Source organism: Streptomyces sp. W1SF4, from assembly GCF_003950035.1.
Lineage (GTDB): Bacteria > Actinomycetota > Actinomycetes > Streptomycetales > Streptomycetaceae > Streptomyces > Streptomyces racemochromogenes.
This window is the reverse complement of the sequence record NZ_CP034350.1, coordinates 5,580,705-5,606,355: the sequence shown is the minus strand read 5'-3', so window position 1 is coordinate 5,606,355 and position 25,651 is coordinate 5,580,705. Positions and strand designations below refer to the sequence as shown.

Sequence of the window (25,651 nt, the reverse complement as noted above, 5' to 3'; positions counted from 1 at the left end):
CGGAACGGCGAGGAGCCCCGCCCGGTGCTCACACACCGGGCGGGGCTCCTGCCACGCTCACATGCCCAACGGCGATGCTCAAGCGGCTACGACGTTCACCGCTTCCACGGGCGCCTTGATGGTCACCCGCTCGGGTCCGCCCGTGACCGAGGCCACGGAGACCGAATTGAGCATCGGGCGCACCGGTGCCGGCACCGGTTCGCTTGCGGCGGCCGACTGCGCGAGCTCCGCCAGCGACAGCTCGTCACTGACTTCGCGCATCAGCTCGGACATCCGTACGTCCAGCGCGTCGCAGATCGCGGAGAGCAGCTCGGAGGATGCCTCCTTCTGCCCCCGCTCCACCTCGGAGAGATAGCCGAGCGAAACTCGGGCGGACGAGGAGACTTCGCGCAGAGTACGGCCCTGGCGCTGGCGCTGCCGACGCAGCACGTCACCCAGCAGGCGACGGAGCAGAATCATCGGTGGCTCCCTCCTCTGACCGTGTAGCCGTAACCTTCACGCCCCACCGTACCGCCTCGCGCCGCGGCCGTGCGGGGAGCGATGTCGTGTTCACTCAGGGCTGCAAACATCAAATCCCCCCGTTCTGTTCCGTATCCTGCCCCCGCAGATTCTCGCGGAGTTCGCTCGAGAGGAGTTCGAGCACTGTCCGTACACTCTCCCTACGGATTTCCGCCCGGGAGCCGTTCAACCTCAGCCGGGCCGTTTTCCTGGCCCCCGGGCCCGCCACGGCGACGAAAACGGTGCCCACGGGCTGCCCGTCCTGGGGGTCCGGGCCGGCCACCCCGGTCGTCGCGATCCCCCACGACGCGCCCAGCACCCGCCGCACACCGGCGGCCATCTCCTCGGCGACCTGCGCGTTCACCGCGCCCTCGGCCGCCAGCAGCTCCGCGTCCACCCCGAGGACGCGGTGCTTGAGTTCGGTGGCGTACGCGGTGACCGAGCCGCGGAAGGCCCGCGAGGCCCCCGGCACGGCCGTCAACTCGGCGGCCACCATCCCGCCGGTCAGCGATTCCGCGACCGCCAGCGTCTGGTCACTCTCCGCAAGCATCCGCAGTACGTCTTCGGCCGCCCTTGCCGCCCCCGCGGCACCCTCCGCCGCTTCCGCGGCCTCCGGCGCATCCCCCGCCCCGTGTGTCACTTCGCGGCCCGCTCCCCCGCAAGACCGGCCCGGCGCAGCACCACGGCCTGCCGGATGTAATCCAAACCGGTGACCACGGTCAGCACGACGGCGACGGCCATCACCCAGAACCGCAGGGTCGCCAGTGGCCCGGTCAGCGCGAGGACGTACATGCCCACCGCCGTGCCCTGGGCCAGGGTCTTCAGCTTGCCGCCCCGGCTGGCCGGGATCACCCCGTACCGGATCACCCAGAACCGCATCAGCGTGATGCCGAGCTCACGCCCGAGGATCACGCCGGTCACCCACCAGGGCAGGTCGCCGAGCCAGGAGAGACACACGAGCGCCGACCCCATGATCGCCTTGTCGGCGATGGGGTCGGCGATCTTCCCGAAGTCGGTGACCAGGTTGTACGTCCTGGCCAGGTGGCCGTCGAACACGTCCGTGATCATGGCGACGGCGAAGGCGGCCCAGGCCAGCGCCCGCCAGACGGGGTCGTAGCCCCCGTCGGCGAGCAGCAGCAGGACGAATCCCGGCACGAGGACCAGCCGGATCATCGTCAGGATGTTGGCGATGTTCCAGAGGCTGGCCTGGTTGACGGCCGCAGTCCCGAGCTTCGCGCCGGGCGTGGGCCGGCGGCCGGTCCCGCCCGCCGCCGATGCCGGGACTCCGGTCATCCGGCCGCCTCCTCGAGTTCCACGCCCAGCGGCTCGGCGACGAGGTCGACGCCCAGGGTCCCGACCACCTTGGCGGTGACGATGCGCCCGGGTACCAGGCCCGCGCCGTCGGTGAAGACGACCTGGCCGTCGGTCTCGGGGGCCTGGTGGGCGGCACGCCCGTAGGCGCCCTCGCCCTCCTCCGCCTCGTCGAGCGGGACGACCGTCTCGACGAGCACCTCCAGGGTCTCGCCGATCCGCTCCTCCGCGCGCTGCGAGGTCAGCTCCTCGGCGAGCCGCTGCATGTGCGCGAGCCGCTCGGCGATGGTGTCCTCGTCGAGCTTGCCCTCGTAGCCGGCGGCCTCGGTGCCGTCCTCGTCGGAGTAGCCGAAGACGCCGATGGCGTCGAGGCGGGCGTGCGTGAGGAAACGCTCCAGCTCGGCGAAGTCCGACTCCTTCTCGCCGGGGAAGCCGACGATGAAGTTGGACCGGACGCCGGCCTGCGGGGCCTTGGAGCGGATGGTGTCCAGCAGCTCCAGGAAGCGGTCGGTGTCGCCGAAGCGGCGCATGGCGCGCAGCACGTCGGGGGCCGAGTGCTGGAAGGACAGGTCGAAGTACGGCACGACCTTGGGGGTCGAGGTGAGCACGTCGATCAGCCCGGGCCGCATCTCGGCGGGCTGCAGGTAGCTGACGCGGACGCGCTCGATGCCGTCGACGGCGGCCAGCTCGGGCAGCAGGGTCTCCAGCAGGCGGATGTCGCCCAGGTCCTTGCCGTACGAGGTGTTGTTCTCGGAGACCAGCATGATCTCCTTGACGCCCTGCTCGGCGAGCCAGCGCGTCTCGCCCAGCACGTCGCTGGGGCGGCGGGAGATGAAGGAGCCGCGGAAGGACGGGATGGCGCAGAAGGAGCAGCGGCGGTCACAGCCGGAGGCGAGCTTCACCGAGGCGACCGGGCTCTTGTCCAGGCGGCGGCGCAGCGGCGCGCGCGGCCCGGAGGCGGGCGCGAGCCCCTCCGGCAGGTCGGCGGGGGCCGGGGCGGGCTCCTCGGCGGCCTGGGCGTGGCCGGGGAGCGCCACGTCGGCGCTCTGCCGCTCGGCCGGGCTGATCGGCAGCAGCTGGCGGCGGTCGCGCGGGGTGTGCGCCTCGACGCTGCCGCCGCTGAGGATGGTCTGGAGGCGGTTGGAGATGTCGGCGTAGTCGTCGAAACCGAGGACTCCGTCGGCCTCGGGGAGCGCTTCGGCGAGTTCCTTGCCGTAGCGCTCGGCCATACAGCCGACGGCGACGACGGCCTGGGTCTTGCCGTGATCCTTGAGATCGTTGGCTTCCAGCAGGGCGTCTACGGAGTCCTTCTTGGCGGCTTCGACGAAGCCACAGGTGTTGACGACGGCTACGTCCGCGTCGGCGGCGTCCTCGACGAGCTCCCAGCCATCCGCCGCCAAGCGGCCTGCGAGCTCCTCCGAGTCCACCTCGTTACGGGCGCAGCCAAGAGTGACAAGGGCGACGGTACGGCGTTCGGGCATGGACTCAAGACTACTTCGTCCCGGCGCCCGCCCCCGCCCCAAGTCCCCCCACGGCAAGATCCCCGGGGCCGGCGGCGGCCGCCGCGCGGGATCCCGGGGATCTGGAATTTCTTATTCCGTGCTGGTCAGCCCGCCTGGGCCTGGCCCTGGCCCGGGTCGTCCCTGGTGTAGGTGAGACGTTCGACCTGTCCCGACTCGAACCGCTCCTTGATCTCCTTGCCGTTCACGAACAGCTTGACGGCTCCGGCGTCGCCCAGGACGAGGTCCACGGACTCCTTGTCCGTGAAGGTCTTCGACTGGCCCTGTTCGAGGGTGCCGTCGAAGAGGAGCCGGCCGCTGTGGTCCTTCGCGGAGATCCAGCTCTCGCCGGAGTCGGCCGTCAGGACCACGGTGACGAGGTCCTTGGGGGCCGCGGCGATGGCGCTGTCCGAGGGCTCGGGCTTGGGGGCCTTGGGTGCCTGCGGTGTCGGGGCGGCGGGCTGCTTGCCCGCGGTCTGCTTGGGCGCGGGCTTCGGCGAGACGGAACCTTCCGCCACCGGCCGCTTGGACTGCTCGTCGCCGCCGCCGAAGGCGGTGAAGCCGACGAAGCCGATCACCGCGACGATGGCGGCGACCATGGCGGCGGTCCAGTTGGGCCGCTGCCGCTCGGGGCGGAGCCGCTCGGCCTCGAACATCGGCGCGGCGGGGGTGGGCGCCGGCCGGCCGCCGTGCGCCGCGTCGTAGCGCTCGACCAGGGGTACCGGGTCGAGGTCGACGGCGCGGGCGAGGGTGCGGATGTGGCCGCGGGCGTACACGTCGCCGCCGCACCGCGTGAAGTCGTCCTCTTCGATCCCGTGCACGATCGGGATGCGCACCCGGGTGGTGGAACTGACCTCGTCGACGGTGAGCCCGGCGGCGATCCGGGCCTTCTTCAGGGTCGTCCCGATGGACGGCTCTTCGACGGAGCGCTCGACGATGCGGTCCTCGGACCGGTCCTCGGACCGGACGTCGGTCGAAGGCCGCTCTTCTTCGGGGGAGTTGGAGTTGCCGATGGACACAAGGGCGCCTTTCGAGCGTGTAGCCACCTGCTGGATGTCCAGTCTAGGGGGGTGACGAAAGGGTGGGGCAACCGGAGGGTCCGCTTCCTACGCCATACGAATGGCGAGGGGAACGGCCGCCGGTGCCTCCCTCAACTTGACGCACGCCCAGGGGAAACGGTTGCCGCCGGATCCGGTGACGATCCGGCCACGATCCCATTCGGTCGAGTGAGGCGGCCGGACCCCCGTTCTAGCGGGCCGCCCGGGGCCCCCGGGGATTCCGCTTCGCCCGGGACCCGGGTGCTCGCCGGGGCTCCCGGAGCCCTCGCGGACACCCCCTACGGGGCCTCCTCGCCGCGGATCACTGCGAGCACCCCGTCGAGCTCGTCGGGCTTGACCAGCACGTCGCGCGCCTTGGACCCCTCGCTCGGCCCGACCACCCCGCGGGACTCCATCAGGTCCATGAGCCGGCCCGCCTTGGCGAAGCCGACCCGCAGCTTGCGCTGGAGCATCGAGGTGGAGCCGAACTGGGTGGAGACCACCAGCTCCGCCGCCTGGCACAGCAGGTCCAGGTCGTCGCCGATCTCCTCGTCGATCTCCTTCTTCTGCTTCTGCCCGACCGTGACGTCGTCCCGGAAGACCGGGGCCATCTGGTCCTTGCAGTGCTGGACGATCCCGGCGATCTCCTCCTCCGTGACGAAGGCGCCCTGGAGGCGGACCGGCTTGTTCGCGCCCATCGGCAGGAACAGTCCGTCACCCTTGCCGATCAGCTTCTCCGCGCCCGGCTGGTCCAGGATGACCCGGCTGTCGGCCAGGGAGGAGGTCGCGAACGCCAGCCGCGAGGGCACGTTCGCCTTGATCAGACCGGTCACCACGTCCACCGAGGGCCGCTGGGTGGCGAGCACCAGGTGGATGCCGGCCGCCCGGGCCAGCTGGGTGATGCGGACGATCGAGTCCTCCACGTCGCGCGGGGCCACCATCATCAGGTCCGCCAGCTCGTCGACGATCACCAGCAGGTACGGGTACGGGCTGAGCTCGCGCTCGCTGCCCGGCGGCAGCTTGATCTTGCCGTCCCGGATCGCCTGGTTGAAGTCGTCGATGTGCCGGTAGCCGAACGCCGCCAGGTCGTCGTAGCGCAGGTCCATCTCGCGCACGACCCACTGGAGGGCCTCGGCCGCCCGCTTGGGGTTGGTGATGATCGGGGTGATCAGGTGCGGGATGCCCTCGTAGGCGGTCAGCTCGACCCGCTTGGGGTCGACGAGCACCATCCGGACGTCCTCCGGGGTGGCCCGCACCATGATCGAGGTGATCAGGCAGTTGATGCACGAGGACTTGCCGGAGCCGGTGGCGCCGGCGACCAGCACGTGCGGCATCTTGGCGAGGTTGGCCATGACGTAGCCGCCCTCGACGTCCTTGCCCAGCGCGACCAGCATCGGGTGGTCGTCCTCGGCGGCGTCCGCGAGGCGCAGCACGTCGCCCAGGTTGACCATCTCGCGGTCGGTGTTCGGGATCTCGATGCCGACGGCCGACTTGCCCGGGATCGGGCTGATGATCCGCACGTCGGGCGAGGCGACGGCGTACGCGATGTTCTTCGCCAGCGCCGTGATCCGCTCGACCTTCACCGCGGCGCCGAGCGTGACCTCGTACCGGGTGACCGTCGGACCCCGGGTGAAGCCGGTGACCTGCGCGTCCACCTTGAACTCGGTGAACACGTTCGTCAGCGCCGCCACCACCGTGTCGTTGGCGGCGCTGCGGGTCTTGCCCGGCCCGCCCTTCTCCAGCAGCTCCAGCGACGGCAGCGCGTACGTGATGTCCCCACGCAGCTGGAGCTGCTCGGCCCGGGGCGGCAGCGGCTGGGCCGGCGCCGGGGTCTTCGTCAGGTCCGGCACCGACAGCGTCCCGGAGACCGCGGCGGTCCGCTCGTGCGGGGCGTCCCCGAGACCGTCGGCCGGAGCCGGGGCGGCGGCGACGGGCCGCTCCTCCCGCGCGGGCGGCACCGGAGCGGGCGGCACCGGAGCGGGCGGCACCGGAGCGGTGATCTCCACCCCCTCCTCCCGGCCGGAGATCCCCTGGGTCAGATCGGCGACCAGCGGGTTCGGCGGCAGCCCCCCGTAGACCACCCCGTCCAGCGCGGCCGCTGCCGCCGCAGCGACGTCGACGGCGTCCGGCTCGCGCCCGCCGGGCCGCGCGGCGCTCCGCCGCGGCCGGCGCCGCCGGGCCAGGGCCGCTTCCTCGGCCTCGTCCACCGGCCCGCCGGTGCGGGCCTGCCACTGCTCGGCGTCATGACGGTCGTTACGGCCGGGCCGTTCGGAACCCTCGTGCCGGTCCCCGTACTCCTCGTCGTACGGGTTGGGCTGGATCACCCCGAGCCGGATCCCGGCGCTGCGCAGCCGCTGCGGGATCGCCGCGACCGGGGTGGCGGTGACCACCAGCAGCCCGAAGACCGTCAGCAGCACCAGCATGGGCACGGCCAGCGGCGCCCCCATGGTGAAGATCAGCGGCTTGGAGGCGGCCCAGCCGATCAGCCCGCCCGCGTTCTGCATGGCGGTGGTGCCCTCGTCCCGGCCGGGTGCCCCGCAGGCGATGTGCACCAGCCCGAGGACGCCGATGACCAGGGCGGACAGGCCGATGCCGATGCGCCCGTTGGCGTCGGTCTGCTCGGGGTGGCGGATGAAACGTGCCGCCATGACCCCCAGCAGGACCGGCACGAGCAGGTCCAGACGCCCGAAGGCCCCCGTGACCAGCATCGTGACCAGGTCGCCGACGGGCCCGCTCAGGTTCGACCAGGTTCCGGCCGCGACGATCAGCGCGAGGGCGAGCAGCAGCAGCGCCACGCCGTCCTTGCGGTGGGCCGGGTCCAGGTTCCTGGCGCCCCTGCCGATCCCGCGGAACAGCCCGCCGACGGCGTGCGCGAGACCGAGCCAGCACCAGCGGACCAGCCGCACCACTCCCCCGCTCGGCGACGGCGCCGGCTTCGCGGCGGCCTTCTTCGCCGCGGGGCGCCTGGCCGCCGCGGCGGCCCTCTTCGCGGGGGGCTTGCGCGGGGCCGCCTTCTTCGTCGGGGCCGTCGTACGGCCGGTGCGGCCCTTCGCGGTGCCCGCCGTGCTCTGGGAACCCTTGCCGGACGTACTTGAGGCCATGGGGCCGAGGTTACCTGTGCGCACGCCGGTGGACACGCGTGCCCACCCCTTCACCCGTTCGTGTCGCCGCGCCCGCAAGCGCTTTGACGCCGCGACAGAACTGACGGGTCCCCAGCCGGGTTGCCGGGCGGGCCGCTCCGCCGTCGCGCGGCGAGGCGGCCCGGCGGTCTCAGCCCTGCGCGGGCAGGACGGCGGCTCCCCCGCTGGCGCCCGGCTCCAGCGCGTCGAGCGCCCGCCGCAGCCCGGTCAGCTTCCGCTCCAGGTGGGCGGCCGTGGCGACCACCCCGGCGTCCGCCGAGTCCTCGCCGAGCTGCTTGGTCAGCGCCTCGGCCTGTTCCTCGACCGCGGCCAGCCGCGCGGACAGCTCGGCCAGCAGCCCGGCCGTCTCCCGGCCGCCGTCGCCGTTGGTACCGCCGCCCTCCAGCTGGAGGCGCAGCAGGGACGCCTGCTCCCGCAGCTGGCAGTTCTTCGTGTACAGCTCGACGAACACCGAGACCTTGGCGCGCAGCACCCACGGGTCGAACGGCTTCGAGATGTAGTCCACCGCGCCCGCCGCGTAACCACGGAAGGTGTGGTGGGGACCGTGGTTGATCGCGGTCAGGAAGATGATCGGGATGTCCCGGGTCCGTTCGCGCCGCTTGATGTGCGCGGCCGTTTCGAATCCGTCCATGCCCGGCATCTGGACATCCAGCAGGATGACCGCGAAATCGTCCGTAAGCAGCGCTTTGAGCGCTTCCTCCCCCGACGACGCCCGGACCAGTGTCTGATCGAGCGCGGAGAGGATGGCCTCCAGCGCCAGCAGATTCTCCGGCCGGTCGTCGACCAGGAGGATCTTGGCCTTCTGCACCATGCCCTGTCCTCCTCGCCCCGGCATGGGGCCTCCCCGGCTCCTGGCTCCGGCATGCGCGCCGGGCCCCGCCCCAGAGGACGGCATCCTTGAGCCGTCCGTCCTTGTGCCGGTCATCGTAGCCCCAGTCCCGAGATCGCCACACCCTGTCACCAAGATGTCACTGTGCCCGAAGCGGAAACGCGGGGGGAGGCCCGAAGGTTCCCCTCCGGGTCCGCGCCCGCGGCCCGCCCTCCGATCAGATTCCTCGCATGTGCTGTTCCATGACCGTCAGCAGGTAGTCGGGCTCGACCGGCTTGGTGACGTAGTCCGAGGCACCCGAGTCGATGGCCTTCTCCCGGTCGCCCTTCATCGCCTTCGCCGTCAGCGCGATGATCGGCAGCCCCGCGAACTGCGGCATCCGCCGGATCGCGGAGGTCGTCGCGTACCCGTCCATCTCCGGCATCATGATGTCCATCAGCACGACCGACACGTCGTCGTTCTGCTCCAGGACCTCGATGCCCTCCCGGCCGTTCTCCGCGTACAGCACCGCCAGCCCGTGCTGCTCCAGCACGCTCGTCAGCGCGAACACGTTCCGCACGTCGTCGTCCACGATCAGCACCCGCTCCCCGTGGAAGTCGTACGTCCGCGGCGGCGCCGGAAGCGGCTCCTCCACCCCCCACGCGTCGCCGCCCTCCGGCTGCCCCGGCACCTCCGTGCGCGGCAGCGGACCGGCCGCCTGCTGCTTGCGCCGGCGCCGGAACAGCGCCGAGGAGCCCTGCCCGGGCGCCTCGGCCGCCGGCAGCGCCTGCCGCGGCGGCGCCGCCCCCAGCGGCGCGGGCTGCGGCACCGGGAGCGGCTCCATCGCCTCCGGCTCCTCGGCCGCCCTGCGGTACTCCCCGCGCGCCCCGCCGGGCGCCGGCGGCGCGTACCCCTGCGGCGGCAGCTCGCTCGGGTGCAGCGGCAGGTACAGCGTGAACGTCGACCCCCGGCCGGGCTCGCTCGCCGCGTGGATCTCACCGCCCAGCAGCCGGGCGATCTCCCGGCTGATCGACAGCCCGAGGCCCGTGCCCCCGTACTTGCGGCTGGTCGTGCCGTCGGCCTGCTTGAACGCCTCGAAGATCACCCGCATCTTGCTCGCCGCGATCCCGATCCCCGTGTCCGTCACGGAGAAGGCGATCAGGTCGGCGTCCGCGTCCCGCAGCGACCCCGCCTCCAGCAGCTGCTCCCGGATGGCCGTCGGCACGTCCGCCCCGGCGGGCCGGATCACCAGCTCCACGGCCCCGTTGTCGGTGAACTTCACCGCGTTCGACAGCAGGTTCCGCAGCACCTGCAGCAGCCGCTGCTCGTCCGTGTGCAGGGTCGCCGGAAGCTCCGGCGAGACCCGCACCGAGAAGTCGAGGCCCTTCTCCGCCGTCAGCGGCCGGAAGGTCGCCTCCACGTAGTCCACCAACTGCACCAGCGCGATCCGCGTCGGCGAGACGTCCATCTTGCCCGCCTCGACCTTCGACAGGTCCAGGATGTCGTTGATCAGCTGGAGCAGGTCCGAGCCCGCGCCGTGGATGGTCTCGGCGAACTCCACCTGCTTCGGCGACAGGTTCTCGTCCGCGTTGTCGGCGAGCAGCTTCGCCAGGATCAGCAGCGAGTTCAGCGGCGTCCGCAGCTCGTGCGACATGTTCGCCAGGAACTCGCTCTTGTACCGCATCGAGACCGCGAGCTGCTCGGCGCGCTCCTCCAGGACCTGCCGGGCCTCCTCGATCTCGGTGTTCTTCACCTCGATGTCCCGGTTCTGCCGGGCCAGCAGCTCGGCCTTCTCCTCCAGCTCGGCGTTGGCCGCCTGGAGCGCCTTCTGCCGGTTCTCCAGCTCGTCGGAACGCTCGCGCAGCTGCTCGGTCATCTCCTGCGACTGCTTGAGCAGCATCTCCGTCTTGGAGTTCACGGAGATGGTGTTGACGCTCGTACCGATCATCTCGGCGATCTGGCTCAGGAAGTCCTTCTGGATCTGCGTGAACGGCGTGAACGACGCCAGCTCGATGACACCGAGCACCTTGCCCTCGAACAGCACCGGCAGCACGATCACGTGCGCCGGCCGCGCCTCGCCCAGCCCCGAGGAGATCTTCAGGTAGCCGGGCGGGGTGTTCTCCACCAGGATCGTCCGCTTCTCCTCGGCGACCGTGCCGATCAGCCCCTCACCGGGCCGGAAGGAGATGGGCATCTGGCCGCCCGCGTACGCGTAACTCCCGCGCATCCGCAGCTCGTACGAACCCTCCGCGCCGCCGTCCGCCCCGATCTCGGGCGTTCCCCCGGCCGGGACGGCGAGGAAGAAGGCCCCGTGCTGCGCGGAGACCACCGGGGTCAGCTCGCTCATGATCAGCGAGGCCACGTCGTCCAGGTCCCGGCGGCCCTGCATCAGGGCCGAGATCCTGGCGAGGTTGCCCTTGAGCCAGTCCTGCTCCTTGTTGGCCAACGTGGTGTCGCGCAGGTTCACGATCATCGTGTTGATGTTGTCCTGGAGCACCTGGATCTCGCCCGCCGCGTCCACGTCGACCTTCAGGCTCAGGTCGCCGCGGGTCACCGCCGTGGCCACGGCCGCGATGGCACGGACCTGCCGGGTGAGGTTGCCGGCCATCTCGTTCACGGACTCGGTCAGGTCCCGCCAGGTGCCGTCCACGTCCCGCACCCGGGCCTGACCGCCCAGGATGCCCTCGGTACCCACCTCACGCGCCACCCGCGTCACCTGGTCGGCGAAGGAGGACAGCTGGTCGACCATCGTGTTGATGGTCGTCTTCAGCTCCAGGATCTCCCCGCGGGCATCGATGTCGATCTTCTTGGTCATGTCGCCCTTGGCGATGGCGGTCGTCACCATGGCGATCTGCCGCACCTGCCCGGTCAGGTTGGACGCCATGAAGTTCACCGAGTCGGTGAGGTCCTTCCACGTCCCCGAGACGCCCGGCACGTGCGCCTGGCCGCCGAGGCGGCCCTCCGTGCCCACCTCGCGGGCCACGCGCGTGACCTCGTCCGCGAACGAGGACAGCGTCTTGACCATCGTGTTGACCGTGTCGGCCAGCTGCGCGACCTCGCCGCGCGCCTCGACGGTGACCTTCTTCGTCAGGTCGCCGTTGGCGACGGCCGCCGAGACCTGCGCGATCCCGCGCACCTGCGCCGTCAGGTTCCCCGCCATCGTGTTGACGTTGTCGCTGAGGTCCTTCCAGATGCCGGTGACCCCGCGCACCCGGGCCTGACCCCCCAGGATGCCCTCGGTGCCCACCTCGCGCGCCACCCGCGTCACCTGCTCCGCGAAGGACGACAGCTGGTCGACCATCGTGTTCACGGTGGTGACCAGTTCGAGGATCTCGCCCTTGGCGTCCACCGTGATCTTCTTCGAGAGGTCGCCCATGGCCACGGCCGTGGTCACCTCGGCGATGTTGCGGACCTGCGAGGTCAGGTTGTTCGCCATGAAGTTGACGGACTGGGTGAGGTCCTTCCAGGTCCCGGAGACCCCCTTGACCTCCGCCTGCCCGCCGAGGATGCCCTCGGTGCCCACCTCGCGGGCCACCCGGGTCACCTGCTCCGCGAAGTTCGACAGCTGGTCGACCATCGTGTTGAGGGTGTTCTTCAGCTCCAGGATCTCGCCCCGGGCGTCCACGTCGATCTTCTGCGACAGGTCGCCCCGCGCCACCGCCGTCGCGACCTGCGCGATGTTGCGCACCTGCGAAGTCAGGTTCCCGGCCATGCCGTTCACCGAATCCGTCAGGTCCCGCCACACACCGGCCACACCGGGCACCTGCGCCTGACCGCCGAGGCGGCCCTCGGTACCCACGTCCCGCGCCACCCGGGTGACCTGCTCCGCGAAGGCGGAGAGCTGGTCGACCATCGTGTTGATGGTGTTCTTCAGCTCCAGGATCTCGCCCCGGGCGTCCACGTCGATCTTCTGCGACAGGTCGCCCCGCGCCACCGCCGTCGTCACCTGGGCGATCTGGCGCACCTGCGAAGTCAGGTTCCCCGCCATGAAGTTGACGGAGTCGGTGAGCTCCTTCCAGGTGCCGGAAACCCCCTCCACCCGGGCCTGCCCGCCGAGCCGGCCCTCCGTACCCACGTCCCGCGCCATCCGCGTGACCTGGTCGGCGAACGAGGACAGCTGGTCCACCATCGTGTTCACGGTGTTCTTCAGCTGGAGCATCTCACCGGAGACGTCCACCGTGACCTTCTGCGACAGGTCGCCGTTGGCCACCGCCGTGGTCACCTGGGCGATGTTGCGGACCTGCCCGGTCAGGTTCCGGAAGGCGGTGTTCACCGAGTCGGTGAGGTCCTTCCACGTACCCGCCGCCCCCGGCACCTGCGCCTGACCGCCCAGCTCGCCCTCGACGCCGACCTCACGGGCCACCCGCGTCACCTCGGAACCGAAGGACTGGAGCTGGTCCACCATCGTGTTGACGGTGTTCTTCAGCTCCAGCATCTCGCCGGCCACGTCGACCGTGACCTTCTGCGAGAGATCACCGTTGGCCACGGCGGTCGTCACCTGCGCGATGTCCCGCACCTGCGTGGTCAGGTTCCGGAAGACCGTGTTCACCGAGTCGGTGAGGTCCTTCCACGTACCCGCCGCCCCCGGCACCTGCGCCTGGCCGCCGAGGAGGCCTTTGGCGCCCACCTCGCTGGCCACCCGCGTGACCTCGTCAGCGAAGGTCCGCAGCGTCTCCGTCATCTGGTTGATCGTTTCGGCCAGCTGGGCGACCTCGCCCCGCGCGCTGACCCGCACCTTCTGCGACAGGTCACCGTTGGCGACGGCCGTCGTGACCTGCGCGATCCCGCGCACCTGCGCCGTCAGGTTCCCCGCCATCGTGTTGACGGAGTCGGTCAGGTCCTTCCACACGCCGGCGACGCCGGGCACCTTCGCCTGGCCGCCCAGCTCGCCCTCCGTACCCACCTCGCGGGCGACGCGCGTCACCTCGGAGGAGAACGAGGACAGCTGGTCCACCATCGTGTTCACGGTGTTCTTCAGCTGGAGCATCTCGCCGGCCACGTGCACCGTGACCTTGCGCGACAGATCGCCCTTGGCGACCGCCGTCGTGACGAGGGCGATGTCACGCACCTGAGCGGTGAGCCGGTACGCCATCGTGTTGACGGAGTCGGTCAGGTCCTTCCAAGAACCGGACATTCCGCGCACCTGGGCCTGACCGCCCAGCTTGCCCTCGGTACCGACCTCCAGCGCCACCCGCGTCACCTCGTCGGTGAACGCCGACAGCTGGTCGACCAGGTTGTTGACCGTGCGCCCGACCTTCAGGAACTCCCCGCGCAGCGGATGCCCCACCCCGTCCGGGGCCGGCGTCCGCAGGTCCATCCGCTGGTCCAGATCACCCTCGGCCACCGCCGACAGCACCCGGCCCACCTCGGACACCGGCCGCGCGAGATCGTCCACCAGCTGGTTCGAGGCGTCGATCGCGGCCGCCCAGGAACCCTCGCAGGCCCCCGTCTCCAGCCGCTCGCTCAGCTTGCCCTCACGGCCCACCATCCGCCGGACCCGGGACAACTCACCGGTCAGGTGCAGATTGCGGTCGGCGACCTCGTTGTAAACGGCGGCGATCTCCGCCATCACGCCTTCGCCGGACACCGTCAGCCGCTTGCGGAAGTTCCCGTCCCGCATCGACACCAGGGCCGTGAGCAGGCGGTTCAGAGCGGCGGAGTCGACTTCCGTCGTCCCGTTCCGCCGGGACCGCCCGCCCTTGAGCCGCGTTCCCGTACGCCGCACCGCTGCGCCAGACTCCACCGTGTCCCTCCCGAAAGGGTCGACCTCTGTTCCACCGGACACCGGCTGTCCAAGAGCCGGCTCTCCAAGCCTGCCCAGTGTTTCACCCTGGCCGAACCCGGCGATAACACTTCGGCACCATCGCACACCGGCCGCACCCCGCGGGTGGAATCCGGTACGACGGCCTCATGGCGACCGCGAAGGTAAGTAACCTGGCATCCGATGTCCAACCGCGTCGAAGGAGACTCGTGATCACGGCTCGGGCGGCTGCCAGTTTCGACCCTCAAGGGCGGTCGGTCGCCGCCGCCCGCGGGTTCGTCCGCGACACGCTGCAGGGCTGGGGCTTCGCGGACATCGTCGACGACGCGGTCGTACTGACCAGTGAGCTCGTCACCAACGCCGTGGTCCACGCCGGAACCAGGGCCGAGGTCCTGTGCCTGCGCGCCGAGGACGGCGTACGCGTCGAGGTCGCCGACCGGTACCCCGAGCGCGAGCTGCCCCTGCGGCACCCCGGCGAGCGCCCGTACGCCGACCCCGACCGCGAGAGCGGCCGCGGGCTGATGCTCTGCGCCGCCCTCGCCACCCGCTGGGGCGTCGAGTACACCGCCACCCACAAACACGTGTGGTTCCGCCTCGACCTCCCGGACCGGCCGGTCGGTACCCGCTCCGCGGGCCCCGTCGTACCGGACCAGTTCCTTCCCCTGGCCGAGAGCCGGGTCCGCGTCGCCGTCCTCCAGGTCGACGCCGACGACGTCATCTCCGCCTGGAACGACGACGCCGAGCACATCTTCGGCCACCCCGCCGAGAAGGCCGTCGGCCGCCCCCTCGCCGAGATCGCCGCCTGGCCCCAGACCCCGGGCACCGGCACCGGCGTCGCCGAGGCCCTGCGCCTGTCCCGCTGGGAGGGCAGTTACGGCATCCGCGGCGCCGACGGCCGCGTCATCCCCGTCTACGCCTCCCACCTGCGGGTCCGCGACGCCCACGGCGAGCCCTCCATCGTCTGCCTCCTCGTCCACGACGACGAGCGGGCCCTGCTCCAGACCCCCGTACGCCTCCCCTCCTCCGACGGCCAGCACAGCGAGCCCCGCCCCACCGACCCCTTCGAGGTCTTCATCGGCTCGCCCGCCCCCGACGACCTCGACGGACTGCTGCAACGCACCGTCGAACGGGCCCGCGACATGCTCGACGCCGACGCCGCCTTCCTGCTGCTGGCCACCGACGACGAGACCGAGCTGGAGGTCCGCTCGACCACCGGCCTGCCCTCGACCCGCCAGCGCTTCGCCCGCGTCCCCGTCGAGGCCGGCACCAGCCGCTACGGATCGGCCCGCCTCCCCGCCGTGCACGACGACCTCGCCGTCGTCCCCGGAGCCGTACCGCTCCTGGAGTCCACCGGCATGCGCTCCGTCGTCACCGTCCCCCTCAAGGTCGAGGGCCGCCTCACCGGCTCCCTCGGGGTCGCCGCCGAGGGCCCCGGCCGCTATACGAACGAGGACGCCCTGCGCCTCCAGTTCGCCGCCGACCGCATCGCCCTCGCCGTCGAGTCCGCCCGCCTCGGCGAGCTGGAACGCCTGCGCCGCGGCTCCCTGTCCTTCCTCGTCGAGGCCTCCGACCTGCTCGCCGGCACCCTCGACCGGGACCAGACCCTGGCCCTCATGGCCCAGATGACCGTCCCGACGCTCGCCACCTGGTGCGCCGTCTACACCATCGCCGACCAGACCTCGGACCCCTACCTCGCCTACGTCCTGCACGAGGACGAGGAGCGCATCGACGGCCTGAAGGCCCTGCTGTCCCGCGTGGACCCGCCCGAACCGGTCCGTGAGGCCGGCGCCCGCCCCTGGCCGGCGACGGCCGCCGCGGTCGGCGGCGAGACGGTCGTCCTGCCGCTGCTCGCCCGCAACCGGGTGATCGGCCTGCTGACCCTCGGCAAGCCCAGCGAGGAGCACTTCCGCCAGGAGATCCTCGAACTCGCCGAGGACCTCTCCCGCCGCGCGGCCCTGGCCCTGGACAACGCACGCCTCTACTCCGAGCGCACCGCCATCAGCCGCTCCCTCCAGCGCAGCCTCCTGCCGCCCGGCTCTCCCGCCATCCCCGGCATGGAGGTCGAGGTCATCTACCGCGCCGCCGGCGAGGGCAACGAGGTCGGCGGCGACTTCTACGACGTCTTCCCGATCCGCGACGGCGCGTACGGCTTCGCCATCGGCGACGTCTGCGGTACGGGCCCCGAGGCGGCCGCCGTCACCGGCCTGGCCCGCCACGCCCTGCGCCTCCTGGCCCGCGAGGGCCTCGGCGGCCCGGCGGTCCTGGAACGCCTCAACGCGGCGATCCTCGACGAGGGCGCCCGCAGCCGCTTCCTCACCCTCCTGTACGGGGAACTGCACCCGCAGCCCGACGGCGGCGCCCTGATGAAGGTCGTCTGCGCCGGCCACCCCCTCCCGCTGCGGCTCCGGCCGGACGGCGAGGTCACCCCGGCCGCGGAGCCGCAGCCGCTGCTCGGTGTGATCGACGACCTCGACCTCTACGAACAGACCATGACCCTCGACCCGGGCGACGTCCTGCTGTGCGTCACAGACGGCGTCACCGAGCGCCGCGAGGGCACCAGGATGCTCGGCGACGACGGCCTCGCGGAGGTCCTCACCACCTGCACCGGCCTCACGGCGGGCGCGGTCGCCTCCCGCGTCCTGCGCGCGGTCGAACGCTTCGCCGCGGAACCGGCCTCGGACGACATGGCCATCCTGGCCTTCCGCGTCCCCCAGCAGCGCGGAGCCTCCTGACCCGCACGCCGCTCTCTCCTCCCCGGGCCGCCGGCCAGGCGCCCGGGGAGGCGGGGAGAAGGGGTAGCTGGGCCTCGTGAGCCTGAAACGCAAAAAGGCCCCCGCCAGATGGCGGGGGCCTTTTCTTTGGAGCCCTTTAACGGAATCGAACCGTTGACCTTCTCCTTACCATGGAGACGCTCTACCGACTGAGCTAAAAGGGCGGGTTGTTCGGCGGCGTCCTACTCTCCCACAGGGTCCCCCCTGCAGTACCATCGGCGCTGAAAGGCTTAGCTTCCGGGTTCGGAATGTAACCGGGCGTTTCCCTAACGCTATGACCACCGAAACACTATGAAGTTTGAACTCCAGCCGGCAAGGCGAGTTCGTTACTTCAGAACTAACACAGTGGACGCGAGCAACTGAGGACAAGCCCTCGGCCTATTAGTACCAGTCAGCTCCACCCGTTACCGGGCTTCCACATCTGGCCTATCAACCCAGTCGTCTACTGGGAGCCTTACCCTCTCAAGGAGGTGGGAATACTCATCTTGAAGCAGGCTTCCCGCTTAGATGCTTTCAGCGGTTATCCCTCCCGAACGTAGCCAACCAGCCATGCCCTTGGCAGGACAACTGGCACACCAGAGGTTCGTCCGTCCCGGTCCTCTCGTACTAGGGACAGCCCTTCTCAATATTCCTACGCGCACAGCGGATAGGGACCGAACTGTCTCACGACGTTCTAAACCCAGCTCGCGTACCGCTTTAATGGGCGAACAGCCCAACCCTTGGGACCGACTCCAGCCCCAGGATGCGACGAGCCGACATCGAGGTGCCAAACCATCCCGTCGATATGGACTCTTGGGGAAGATCAGCCTGTTATCCCCGGGGTACCTTTTATCCGTTGAGCGACGGCGCTTCCACAAGCCACCGCCGGATCACTAGTCCCGACTTTCGTCCCTGCTCGACCCGTCGGTCTCACAGTCAAGCTCCCTTGTGCACTTACACTCAACACCTGATTGCCAACCAGGCTGAGGGAACCTTTGGGCGCCTCCGTTACCCTTTGGGAGGCAACCGCCCCAGTTAAACTACCCATCAGACACTGTCCCTGATCCGGATCACGGACCGAGGTTAGACATCCAGCACGACCAGAGTGGTATTTCAACGGCGACTCCACAACCACTGGCGTGGCTGCTTCAAAGTCTCCCACCTATCCTACACAAGCCGAACCGAACACCAATATCAAACTGTAGTAAAGGTCCCGGGGTCTTTCCGTCCTGCTGCGCGAAACGAGCATCTTTACTCGTAGTGCAATTTCACCGGGCCTATGGTTGAGACAGTCGAGAAGTCGTTACGCCATTCGTGCAGGTCGGAACTTACCCGACAAGGAATTTCGCTACCTTAGGATGGTTATAGTTACCACCGCCGTTTACTGGCGCTTAAGTTCTCAGCTTCGCAACCCCGAAAGGTCACTAACCGGTCCCCTTAACGTTCCAGCACCGGGCAGGCGTCAGTCCGTATACATCGCCTTACGGCTTCGCACGGACCTGTGTTTTTAGTAAACAGTCGCTTCTCGCTGGTCTCTGCGGCCACCCCCAGCTCAGAGAGCAAGTCTCATCACCAGGAATGGCCCCCCTTCTCCCGAAGTTACGGGGGCATTTTGCCGAGTTCCTTAACCATAGTTCACCCGAACGCCTCGGTATTCTCTACCTGACCACCTGAGTCGGTTTAGGGTACGGGCCGCCATGAAACTCGCTAGAGGCTTTTCTCGACAGCATAGGATCATCCACTTCACCACAATCGGCTCGGCATCAGGTCTCAGCCTTAACGTGTGACGGATTTGCCTACCACACGGCCTACACCCTTACCCCGGGACAACCACCGCCCGGGCTGGACTACCTTCCTGCGTCACCCCATCGCTTACCTACTACCACCTTGGATCGCCGGCTCCACCACTTTCCATTCCCCGAAGGGTCCGGAACGGCTTCACGGGCTTAGCATCAGAGGATTCGATATTGGGCGTTTCAAAGCGGGTACCGGAATATCAACCGGTTGTCCATCGACTACGCCTGTCGGCCTCGCCTTAGGTCCCGACTTACCCTGGGCAGATCAGCTTGACCCAGGAACCCTTAGTCAATCGGCGCACACGTTTCTCACGTGTGTATCGCTACTCATGCCTGCATTCTCACTCGTGAACCGTCCACAACTAGCTTCCGCTGCTGCTTCACCCGGCACACGACGCTCCCCTACCCATCACAGCGGGCGTTGGCCCTATTGCTGCAATGACACGACTTCGGCGGTACGCTTGAGCCCCGCTACATTGTCGGCGCGGAATCACTTGACCAGTGAGCTATTACGCACTCTTTCAAGGGTGGCTGCTTCTAAGCCAACCTCCTGGTTGTCTCTGCGACTCCACATCCTTTCCCACTTAGCGTACGCTTAGGGGCCTTAGTCGATGCTCTGGGCTGTTTCCCTCTCGACCATGGAGCTTATCCCCCACAGTCTCACTGCCGTGCTCTCACTTACCGGCATTCGGAGTTTGGCTAAGGTCAGTAACCCGGTAGGGCCCATCGCCTATCCAGTGCTCTACCTCCGGCAAGAAACACACGACGCTGCACCTAAATGCATTTCGGGGAGAACCAGCTATCACGGAGTTTGATTGGCCTTTCACCCCTAACCACAGGTCATCCCCCAGGTTTTCAACCCTGGTGGGTTCGGTCCTCCACGAAGTCTTACCTCCGCTTCAACCTGCCCATGGCTAGATCACTCCGCTTCGGGTCTAGAGCGTGCAACTCAATCGCCCTATTCGGACTCGCTTTCGCTACGGCTTCCCCACACGGGTTAACCTCGCTACACACCGCTAACTCGCAGGCTCATTCTTCAAAAGGCACGCAGTCACGAGGATCCGAAGATCCCGACGCTCCCACGGCTTGTAGGCACACGGTTTCAGGTACTATTTCACTCCGCTCCCGCGGTACTTTTCACCATTCCCTCACGGTACTATCCGCTATCGGTCACCAGGGAATATTTAGGCTTAGCGGGTGGTCCCGCCAGATTCACACGGGATTTCTCGGGCCCCGTGCTACTTGGGAGATGAGCAAGCAAGCCGTACAGATTTCAGCTACGGGGGTCTTACCCTCTACGCCGGACCTTTCGCATGTCCTTCGCCTATCCATACGGTTTCTGACTCGCCTCACAGCCGGCAGACTGTGAAAGCTCATTCCCACAACCCCGCATGCGCAACCCCTGCCGGGTCTCACACGCATACGGTTTGGCCTCATCCGGTTTCGCTCGCCACTACTCCCGGAATCACGGTTGTTTTCTCTTCCTGAGGGTACTGAGATGTTTCACTTCCCCTCGTTCCCTCCACACTGCCTATGTGTTCAGCAGTGGGTGACAGCCCATGACGACTGCCGGGTTTCCCCATTCGGACACCCCCGGATCAAAGCTCAGTTGGCAGCTCCCCGGGGCCTATCGCGGCCTCTCACGTCCTTCATCGGTTCCTGGTGCCAAGGCATCCACCGTGCGCCCTTAAAAACTTGGCCACAGATGCTCGCGTCCACTGTGTAGTTCTCAAATAACGACCAGCCACCCGTCACACCCTGCCGAAACAGAGCTTTACCGGGGCCGGCACTGAAGACTGACCAGACGGCCGTGCCTTCAGGACCCAACAACGTGCCAGGCACGATCTCTTTCAGTGACTCACTTTCCACGCCGAAGCAGTACTCGTGATCCATCCAGAAGACCGTGCCAAATAATCAACGTTCCACCCATGAGCTGACCGTGCAGAACGTTTGTCTGCAATCGGTACTGTGCTCCTTAGAAAGGAGGTGATCCAGCCGCACCTTCCGGTACGGCTACCTTGTTACGACTTCGTCCCAATCGCCAGTCCCACCTTCGACAGCTCCCTCCACAAGGGTTGGGCCACCGGCTTCGGGTGTTACCGACTTTCGTGACGTGACGGGCGGTGTGTACAAGGCCCGGGAACGTATTCACCGCAGCAATGCTGATCTGCGATTACTAGCGACTCCGACTTCATGGGGTCGAGTTGCAGACCCCAATCCGAACTGAGACCGGCTTTTTGAGATTCGCTCCACCTCACGGTATCGCAGCTCATTGTACCGGCCATTGTAGCACGTGTGCAGCCCAAGACATAAGGGGCATGATGACTTGACGTCGTCCCCACCTTCCTCCGAGTTGACCCCGGCGGTCTCCTGTGAGTCCCCATCACCCCGAAGGGCATGCTGGCAACACAGGACAAGGGTTGCGCTCGTTGCGGGACTTAACCCAACATCTCACGACACGAGCTGACGACAGCCATGCACCACCTGTATACCGACCACAAGGGGGGCACTATCTCTAATGCTTTCCGGTATATGTCAAGCCTTGGTAAGGTTCTTCGCGTTGCGTCGAATTAAGCCACATGCTCCGCCGCTTGTGCGGGCCCCCGTCAATTCCTTTGAGTTTTAGCCTTGCGGCCGTACTCCCCAGGCGGGGAACTTAATGCGTTAGCTGCGGCACCGACGACGTGGAATGTCGCCAACACCTAGTTCCCAACGTTTACGGCGTGGACTACCAGGGTATCTAATCCTGTTCGCTCCCCACGCTTTCGCTCCTCAGCGTCAGTAATGGCCCAGAGATCCGCCTTCGCCACCGGTGTTCCTCCTGATATCTGCGCATTTCACCGCTACACCAGGAATTCCGATCTCCCCTACCACACTCTAGCTAGCCCGTATCGAATGCAGACCCGAGGTTAAGCCTCGGGCTTTCACATCCGACGTGACAAGCCGCCTACGAGCTCTTTACGCCCAATAATTCCGGACAACGCTTGCGCCCTACGTATTACCGCGGCTGCTGGCACGTAGTTAGCCGGCGCTTCTTCTGCAGGTACCGTCACTTTCGCTTCTTCCCTGCTGAAAGAGGTTTACAACCCGAAGGCCGTCATCCCTCACGCGGCGTCGCTGCATCAGGCTTTCGCCCATTGTGCAATATTCCCCACTGCTGCCTCCCGTAGGAGTCTGGGCCGTGTCTCAGTCCCAGTGTGGCCGGTCGCCCTCTCAGGCCGGCTACCCGTCGTCGCCTTGGTGGGCCATTACCCCACCAACAAGCTGATAGGCCGCGGGCTCATCCTTCACCGCCGGAGCTTTCCACCACAGGAGATGCCTCCCGCAGTCGTATCCGGTATTAGACCCCGTTTCCAGGGCTTGTCCCAGAGTGAAGGGCAGATTGCCCACGTGTTACTCACCCGTTCGCCACTAATCCACCCCGAAGGGCTTCATCGTTCGACTTGCATGTGTTAAGCACGCCGCCAGCGTTCGTCCTGAGCCAGGATCAAACTCTCCATGAATGTTTACCGGTAATCCGGTCCACACCACGAAAGAGCGGGCCAGTCACGGTCGGAATAAGACCGACTGACCACAACGTCCTCGCTGTGTTCGTTGCCTGCCAGTGCCCGAGGGCCCGACAGGACTTTTTCAAAGGAACCTCATCCACCGGAGTGGACGGGGTATCAACTTCTGGCGTTGATTTTTGGCACGCTGTTGAGTTCTCAAGGAACGGACGCTTCCTTTGTACTCACCCTCTCGGGCTTTCCTCCGGGCTTTCGTTCTTGCGATTCAGACTCTATCAGAGTCTTTCTCGCTCGCTTTCCAAGTTCTGCGCTTTCGCGCTTTCCCTTTCCGGCGGTTCCGACTCTATCAGATTCTTTTCCTTGTCGTTTCCGACTCGGTTTTGAATTCCGATGGCCTTCGGGGGGCCTTTCCCTTTCGGGTGGATCAGACTTTATCAGGTCTCCCTGAGTGCTGATTGCCACCCGCTCGCACACGGCAACGGGCACACGTGTGTGCCCGGTTCCTTGCGAGGTGGAGACGCAAACGTACTGGAGCGGGGCCCCCGGACGCAAATCCGGTTGCCCCGCTCCAGTGAGGTCGCTACGTACGCCGGGGCGTACGCCGAGGTCAGACCTCGACCACGACCGGGAGGATCATCGGGCGGCGGCGATAGCTGTCCGACACCCACTTGCCCATGGTCCGGCGGATGAGCTGCTGGATCTGGTGCGGTTCCGCGACGCCGTCGGCGGCGGCGCGGGCGATGGCTTCCTCGATCTTCGCGGTGACCGGCCCGAAGGCCGAGTCCTCGATGCCGGAGCCGCGGGCCTGGATGTTCGGGCCCGTGACGACCTTGCCCGTGGTGCTGTCGACCACGACGTAGACCGAGATGATGCCCTCGTCTCCGAGGATGCGGCGGTCCTTGAGGGAGGCCTCGGTGACGTCGCCGACCGACAGGCCGTCCACGTACACGTAGCCGGCCTGGACCTTGCCGGAGATCCGGGCCTTGCCGTCGATCAGGTCGACGACGACGCCGTCCTCGGCGATGACGATGCGGTCCTTCGGGACGCCCGTCATCGCGCCGAGCTCGGCGTTGGCGCGCAGGTGGCGCCATTCGCCGTGGACCGGCATCAGGTTCTTCGGCTTGCAGATGTTGTAGAAGTACAGCAGCTCGCCGGCGGACGCGTGGCCCGAGACGTGCACCTTGGCGTTGCCCTTGTGCACGACGTTGGCGCCCCAGCGAGTCAGGCCGTTGATCACGCGGTAGACCGCGTTCTCGTTGCCCGGGATCAGGGACGACGCCAGGATCACGGTGTCGCCGGGGACGATCCGGATCTGGTGGTCGCGGTTCGCCATGCGGGACAGCGCCGCCATCGGCTCGCCCTGGGAGCCCGTGCAGACGAGCACGACCTCGTCGTCCGGCAGGTCGTCGAGGGTCTTGACGTCGACGACGAGGCCGGCCGGCACCCGCAGGTAGCCCAGGTCACGGGCGATGCCCATGTTGCGGACCATGGAGCGGCCCACGAAGGCGACGCGGCGGCCGTACTCGTGCGCGGCGTCCAGGACCTGCTGGATGCGGTGCACGTGGCTCGCGAAGGAGGCCACGATGATCCGCTTCTGCGCGCCCGCGAAGACGCCGCGGATCACGTTGGAGATGTCGCGCTCCGGCGGGACGAAGCCCGGGACCTCGGCGTTCGTCGAGTCCGAGAGGAGGAGGTCGATGCCCTCCTCGCTCAGACGCGCGAAGGCGTGCAGGTCCGTGAGGCGGTTGTCCATCGGGAGCTGGTCCATCTTGAAGTCGCCGGTGGCGACGACGAGACCCGCGTCCGTGCGGATGGCGACGGCCAGGGCGTCCGGGATGGAGTGGTTGACCGCGATGAACTCGCAGTCGAAGGGGCCCAGGTTCTCGCGCTCGCCCTCCTTCACCTCCAGGGTGTAGGGGCGGATGCGGTGCTCCTGGAGCTTCGCCTCGATGAGGGCGAGGGTCAGCTTGGAGCCGATCAGCGGGATGTCCGGCTTCTCCCGGAGGAGGTACGGGACGGCGCCGATGTGGTCCTCGTGGCCGTGCGTCAGGACGATGCCCTCGATGTCGTCGAGGCGGTCCCGGATGGACGTGAAGTCCGGCAGGATCAGGTCGATGCCCGGCTGCTCCTCCTCGGGGAAGAGCACGCCGCAGTCGACGATCAGAAGACGGCCGTCGAACTCGAAGACGGTCATGTTGCGGCCGATTTCGCCGAGGCCGCCCAGCGGGGTGACCCGGAGGCCGCCCTTGGGGAGCTTCGGCGGCGGGCCGAGTTCAGGGTGCGGATGGCTCAAAGGTTCTCCTTCACCACGCGCGCCACGTGCCCCTCAGGCACGTGGCGCGCATGTCATTCGTGCACTTGCTTTCGTCTGTTTCGTTCTTGCTTATTCAGTTGTGAAGTCCGTTGTCAGAGCTGTACCCCGCCCGCGGCAAGATCGATCTTGAGCTGTGCCGTCTCTTCGTCGGTCAGGCCGACGAGGGGCAGGCGCAGCGGGCCGGCGGGCAGGCCCTGGAGGGACAGGGCCTTCTTGGTGGTCATGACGCCCTGGGTGCGGAACATGCCCGTGAAGACCGGGAGCAGCTTCTGGTGGATCTCGGTGGCCTTCTGGACGTCGCCGCCGACGTGGGCCTCCAGCATCGCCCGCAGCTCGGGGGTGACGACGTGGCTGACGACGGAGACGAAGCCGACGGCGCCGACCGACAGGAGCGGCAGGTTCAGCATGTCGTCGCCGGAGTACCAGGCCAGGCCGCTCTGGGCGATGGCCCAGCTGGCGCGGCCGAGGTCGCCCTTGGCGTCCTTGTTGGCCACGATGCGGGGGTGCTCCGCCAGCCTGACCAGGGTCTCCGTGTTGATCGGGACGCCGCTGCGGCCGGGGATGTCGTAGAGCATGACCGGCAGCTCGGTGGCGTCGGCGATGGCCGTGAAGTGCTGGAAGAGGCCTTCCTGCGGCGGCTTGCTGTAGTACGGCGTCACCGCCAGGAGGCCGTGGGCTCCGGTGCGCTCGGCCTGGCGGGCCAGCTCCAGGGTGTGCCGGGTGTCGTTGGTCCCGATGCCGGCGACGACGTGGGCGCGGTCGCCGACCGCTTCGAGTACGGCTCGTACGAGGTCGTTTTTCTCCGCGTCGGTGGTGGTGGGCGACTCACCGGTGGTGCCGTTGATGATCAGGCCGTCGTTGCCTGCGTCCACCAGGTGGACGGCGAGACGCTGCGCGCCGTCGAGGTCAAGTGCGCCATCAGCCGTGAACGGCGTGATCATGGCGGTGAGGACCCGCCCGAAGGGGGTCTGCGGAGTCGAGATCGGAGCCATGGGGAACACGCTACTCGCTGCCATGCTCGCGGTGTCCCCTCGGGGGACGTCAACAGGCGGTGCCGCCCGGCGGGAGCCGGGGGTGTTGGATCCCGGCACTGCCTGCTCGGGGGTTCAAGCAGTGCCGGGTCCGTTTGATCAGCCTAGATGAACTTTACGAAACGTCGCAATACGGACACTTGGGACTTACCTCCGTACATGCGTACGCCACGCGTGCATCAGCCCTTACGGGGCAACGC

11 protein-coding genes, 1 tRNA gene and 3 rRNA genes are annotated in these 25,651 nt (G+C 67.9%); 1 reads left to right on the top strand and 14 read right to left on the bottom strand.

Annotated elements, in window-relative coordinates:
- Positions 1-78: 78 nt before the first annotated feature.
- From D1J60_RS26350 to D1J60_RS26315, 8 genes are all read right to left on the bottom strand, one after another.
- A complete protein-coding gene (locus D1J60_RS26350) occupies positions 79-459 on the bottom strand; it encodes a helix-turn-helix transcriptional regulator (protein ID WP_007266936.1) in 381 nt (126 codons plus the stop codon).
- Positions 460-568: 109 nt separating this feature from the next.
- Positions 569-1,048, bottom strand: a complete 480-nt coding sequence (locus tag D1J60_RS26345; protein ID WP_125605470.1) for a CinA family protein — start codon at positions 1,046-1,048, stop codon at positions 569-571.
- An 86-nt stretch (positions 1,049-1,134) separates the two neighbouring features.
- Positions 1,135-1,791, bottom strand: coding sequence for a CDP-diacylglycerol--glycerol-3-phosphate 3-phosphatidyltransferase (gene pgsA / locus D1J60_RS26340; RefSeq protein ID WP_125822754.1), 657 nt, complete (start codon positions 1,789-1,791; stop codon positions 1,135-1,137).
- Entirely contained in the window at positions 1,788-3,290 is a 1,503-nt protein-coding gene (rimO, locus tag D1J60_RS26335; RefSeq protein WP_125822753.1) for a 30S ribosomal protein S12 methylthiotransferase RimO, read from the bottom strand. Before rimO ends, pgsA begins: the two co-directional genes overlap by 4 nt.
- A 125-nt stretch (positions 3,291-3,415) precedes the next feature.
- Positions 3,416-4,327: a RodZ domain-containing protein gene (locus tag D1J60_RS26330; protein ID WP_125600824.1), complete on the bottom strand. Its 912-nt coding sequence runs from the start codon at positions 4,325-4,327 to the stop codon at positions 3,416-3,418.
- 317 nt (positions 4,328-4,644) lie between these two features.
- Positions 4,645-7,446: a DNA translocase FtsK gene (locus D1J60_RS26325; RefSeq protein ID WP_125822752.1), complete on the bottom strand. Its 2,802-nt coding sequence runs from the start codon at positions 7,444-7,446 to the stop codon at positions 4,645-4,647.
- A 169-nt stretch (positions 7,447-7,615) separates the two neighbouring features.
- Positions 7,616-8,296 carry a response regulator gene (locus D1J60_RS26320; protein ID WP_125600830.1) on the bottom strand — a complete coding sequence of 227 codons (681 nt, stop codon included), beginning with the start codon at positions 8,294-8,296 and terminating at the stop codon, positions 7,616-7,618.
- A 235-nt stretch (positions 8,297-8,531) separates the two neighbouring features.
- Complete coding sequence (locus tag D1J60_RS26315; RefSeq protein ID WP_206436571.1) at positions 8,532-14,036, bottom strand: HAMP domain-containing protein; 5,505 nt, start codon at positions 14,034-14,036, stop codon at positions 8,532-8,534.
- Between the two features lie 167 nt (positions 14,037-14,203).
- On the opposite strand from D1J60_RS26315, the gene D1J60_RS26310 reads away from it, so the two are divergent.
- Complete coding sequence (locus D1J60_RS26310) at positions 14,204-16,786, top strand: SpoIIE family protein phosphatase (RefSeq protein WP_241253400.1); 2,583 nt, start codon at positions 14,204-14,206, stop codon at positions 16,784-16,786.
- Between the two features lie 127 nt (positions 16,787-16,913).
- Here the strand turns inward: D1J60_RS26310 and D1J60_RS26305 are convergent.
- The 6 genes from D1J60_RS26305 to dapA form a co-directional block, all read right to left on the bottom strand.
- Positions 16,914-16,989: transfer RNA gene (locus D1J60_RS26305), tRNA-Thr, on the bottom strand.
- 5 nt (positions 16,990-16,994) lie between these two features.
- Positions 16,995-17,111: ribosomal RNA gene (gene rrf / locus D1J60_RS26300) — 5S ribosomal RNA — on the bottom strand.
- Positions 17,112-17,186: 75 nt separating this feature from the next.
- Positions 17,187-20,301, bottom strand: a 23S ribosomal RNA gene (locus tag D1J60_RS26295).
- A gap of 278 nt (positions 20,302-20,579) precedes the next feature.
- A 16S ribosomal RNA gene (locus tag D1J60_RS26290) occupies positions 20,580-22,103 on the bottom strand.
- Together the 16S, 23S and 5S rRNA genes with 1 tRNA gene alongside form the textbook arrangement of a ribosomal RNA operon.
- A 610-nt stretch (positions 22,104-22,713) precedes the next feature.
- A complete protein-coding gene (locus tag D1J60_RS26280) occupies positions 22,714-24,399 on the bottom strand; it encodes a ribonuclease J (protein WP_125595895.1) in 1,686 nt (561 codons plus the stop codon).
- 113 nt (positions 24,400-24,512) lie between these two features.
- Positions 24,513-25,412, bottom strand: coding sequence for a 4-hydroxy-tetrahydrodipicolinate synthase (dapA, locus tag D1J60_RS26275; RefSeq protein ID WP_125822750.1), 900 nt, complete (start codon positions 25,410-25,412; stop codon positions 24,513-24,515).
- Positions 25,413-25,651 lie beyond the last annotated feature (239 nt).

Bases quoted from the DNA above. Each gene is read 5' to 3' on its own strand.
- D1J60_RS26350 (WP_007266936.1), bottom strand. From the start codon at position 459: ATGATTCTGCTCCGTCGCCTGCTGGGTGACGTGCTGCGTCGGCAGCGC.
- D1J60_RS26345 (WP_125605470.1), bottom strand. From the start codon at position 1,048: ATGCTTGCGGAGAGTGACCAGACGCTGGCGGTCGCGGAATCGCTGACC.
- pgsA (WP_125822754.1), bottom strand. From the start codon at position 1,791: ATGACCGGAGTCCCGGCATCGGCGGCGGGCGGGACCGGCCGCCGGCCC.
- rimO (WP_125822753.1), bottom strand. From the start codon at position 3,290: ATGCCCGAACGCCGTACCGTCGCCCTTGTCACTCTTGGCTGCGCCCGT.
- D1J60_RS26325 (WP_125822752.1), bottom strand. From the start codon at position 7,446: ATGGCCTCAAGTACGTCCGGCAAGGGTTCCCAGAGCACGGCGGGCACC.
- D1J60_RS26320 (WP_125600830.1), bottom strand. From the start codon at position 8,296: ATGGTGCAGAAGGCCAAGATCCTCCTGGTCGACGACCGGCCGGAGAAT.
- D1J60_RS26310 (WP_241253400.1), top strand. From the start codon at position 14,204: ATGGCGACCGCGAAGGTAAGTAACCTGGCATCCGATGTCCAACCGCGT.
- dapA (WP_125822750.1), bottom strand. From the start codon at position 25,412: ATGGCTCCGATCTCGACTCCGCAGACCCCCTTCGGGCGGGTCCTCACC.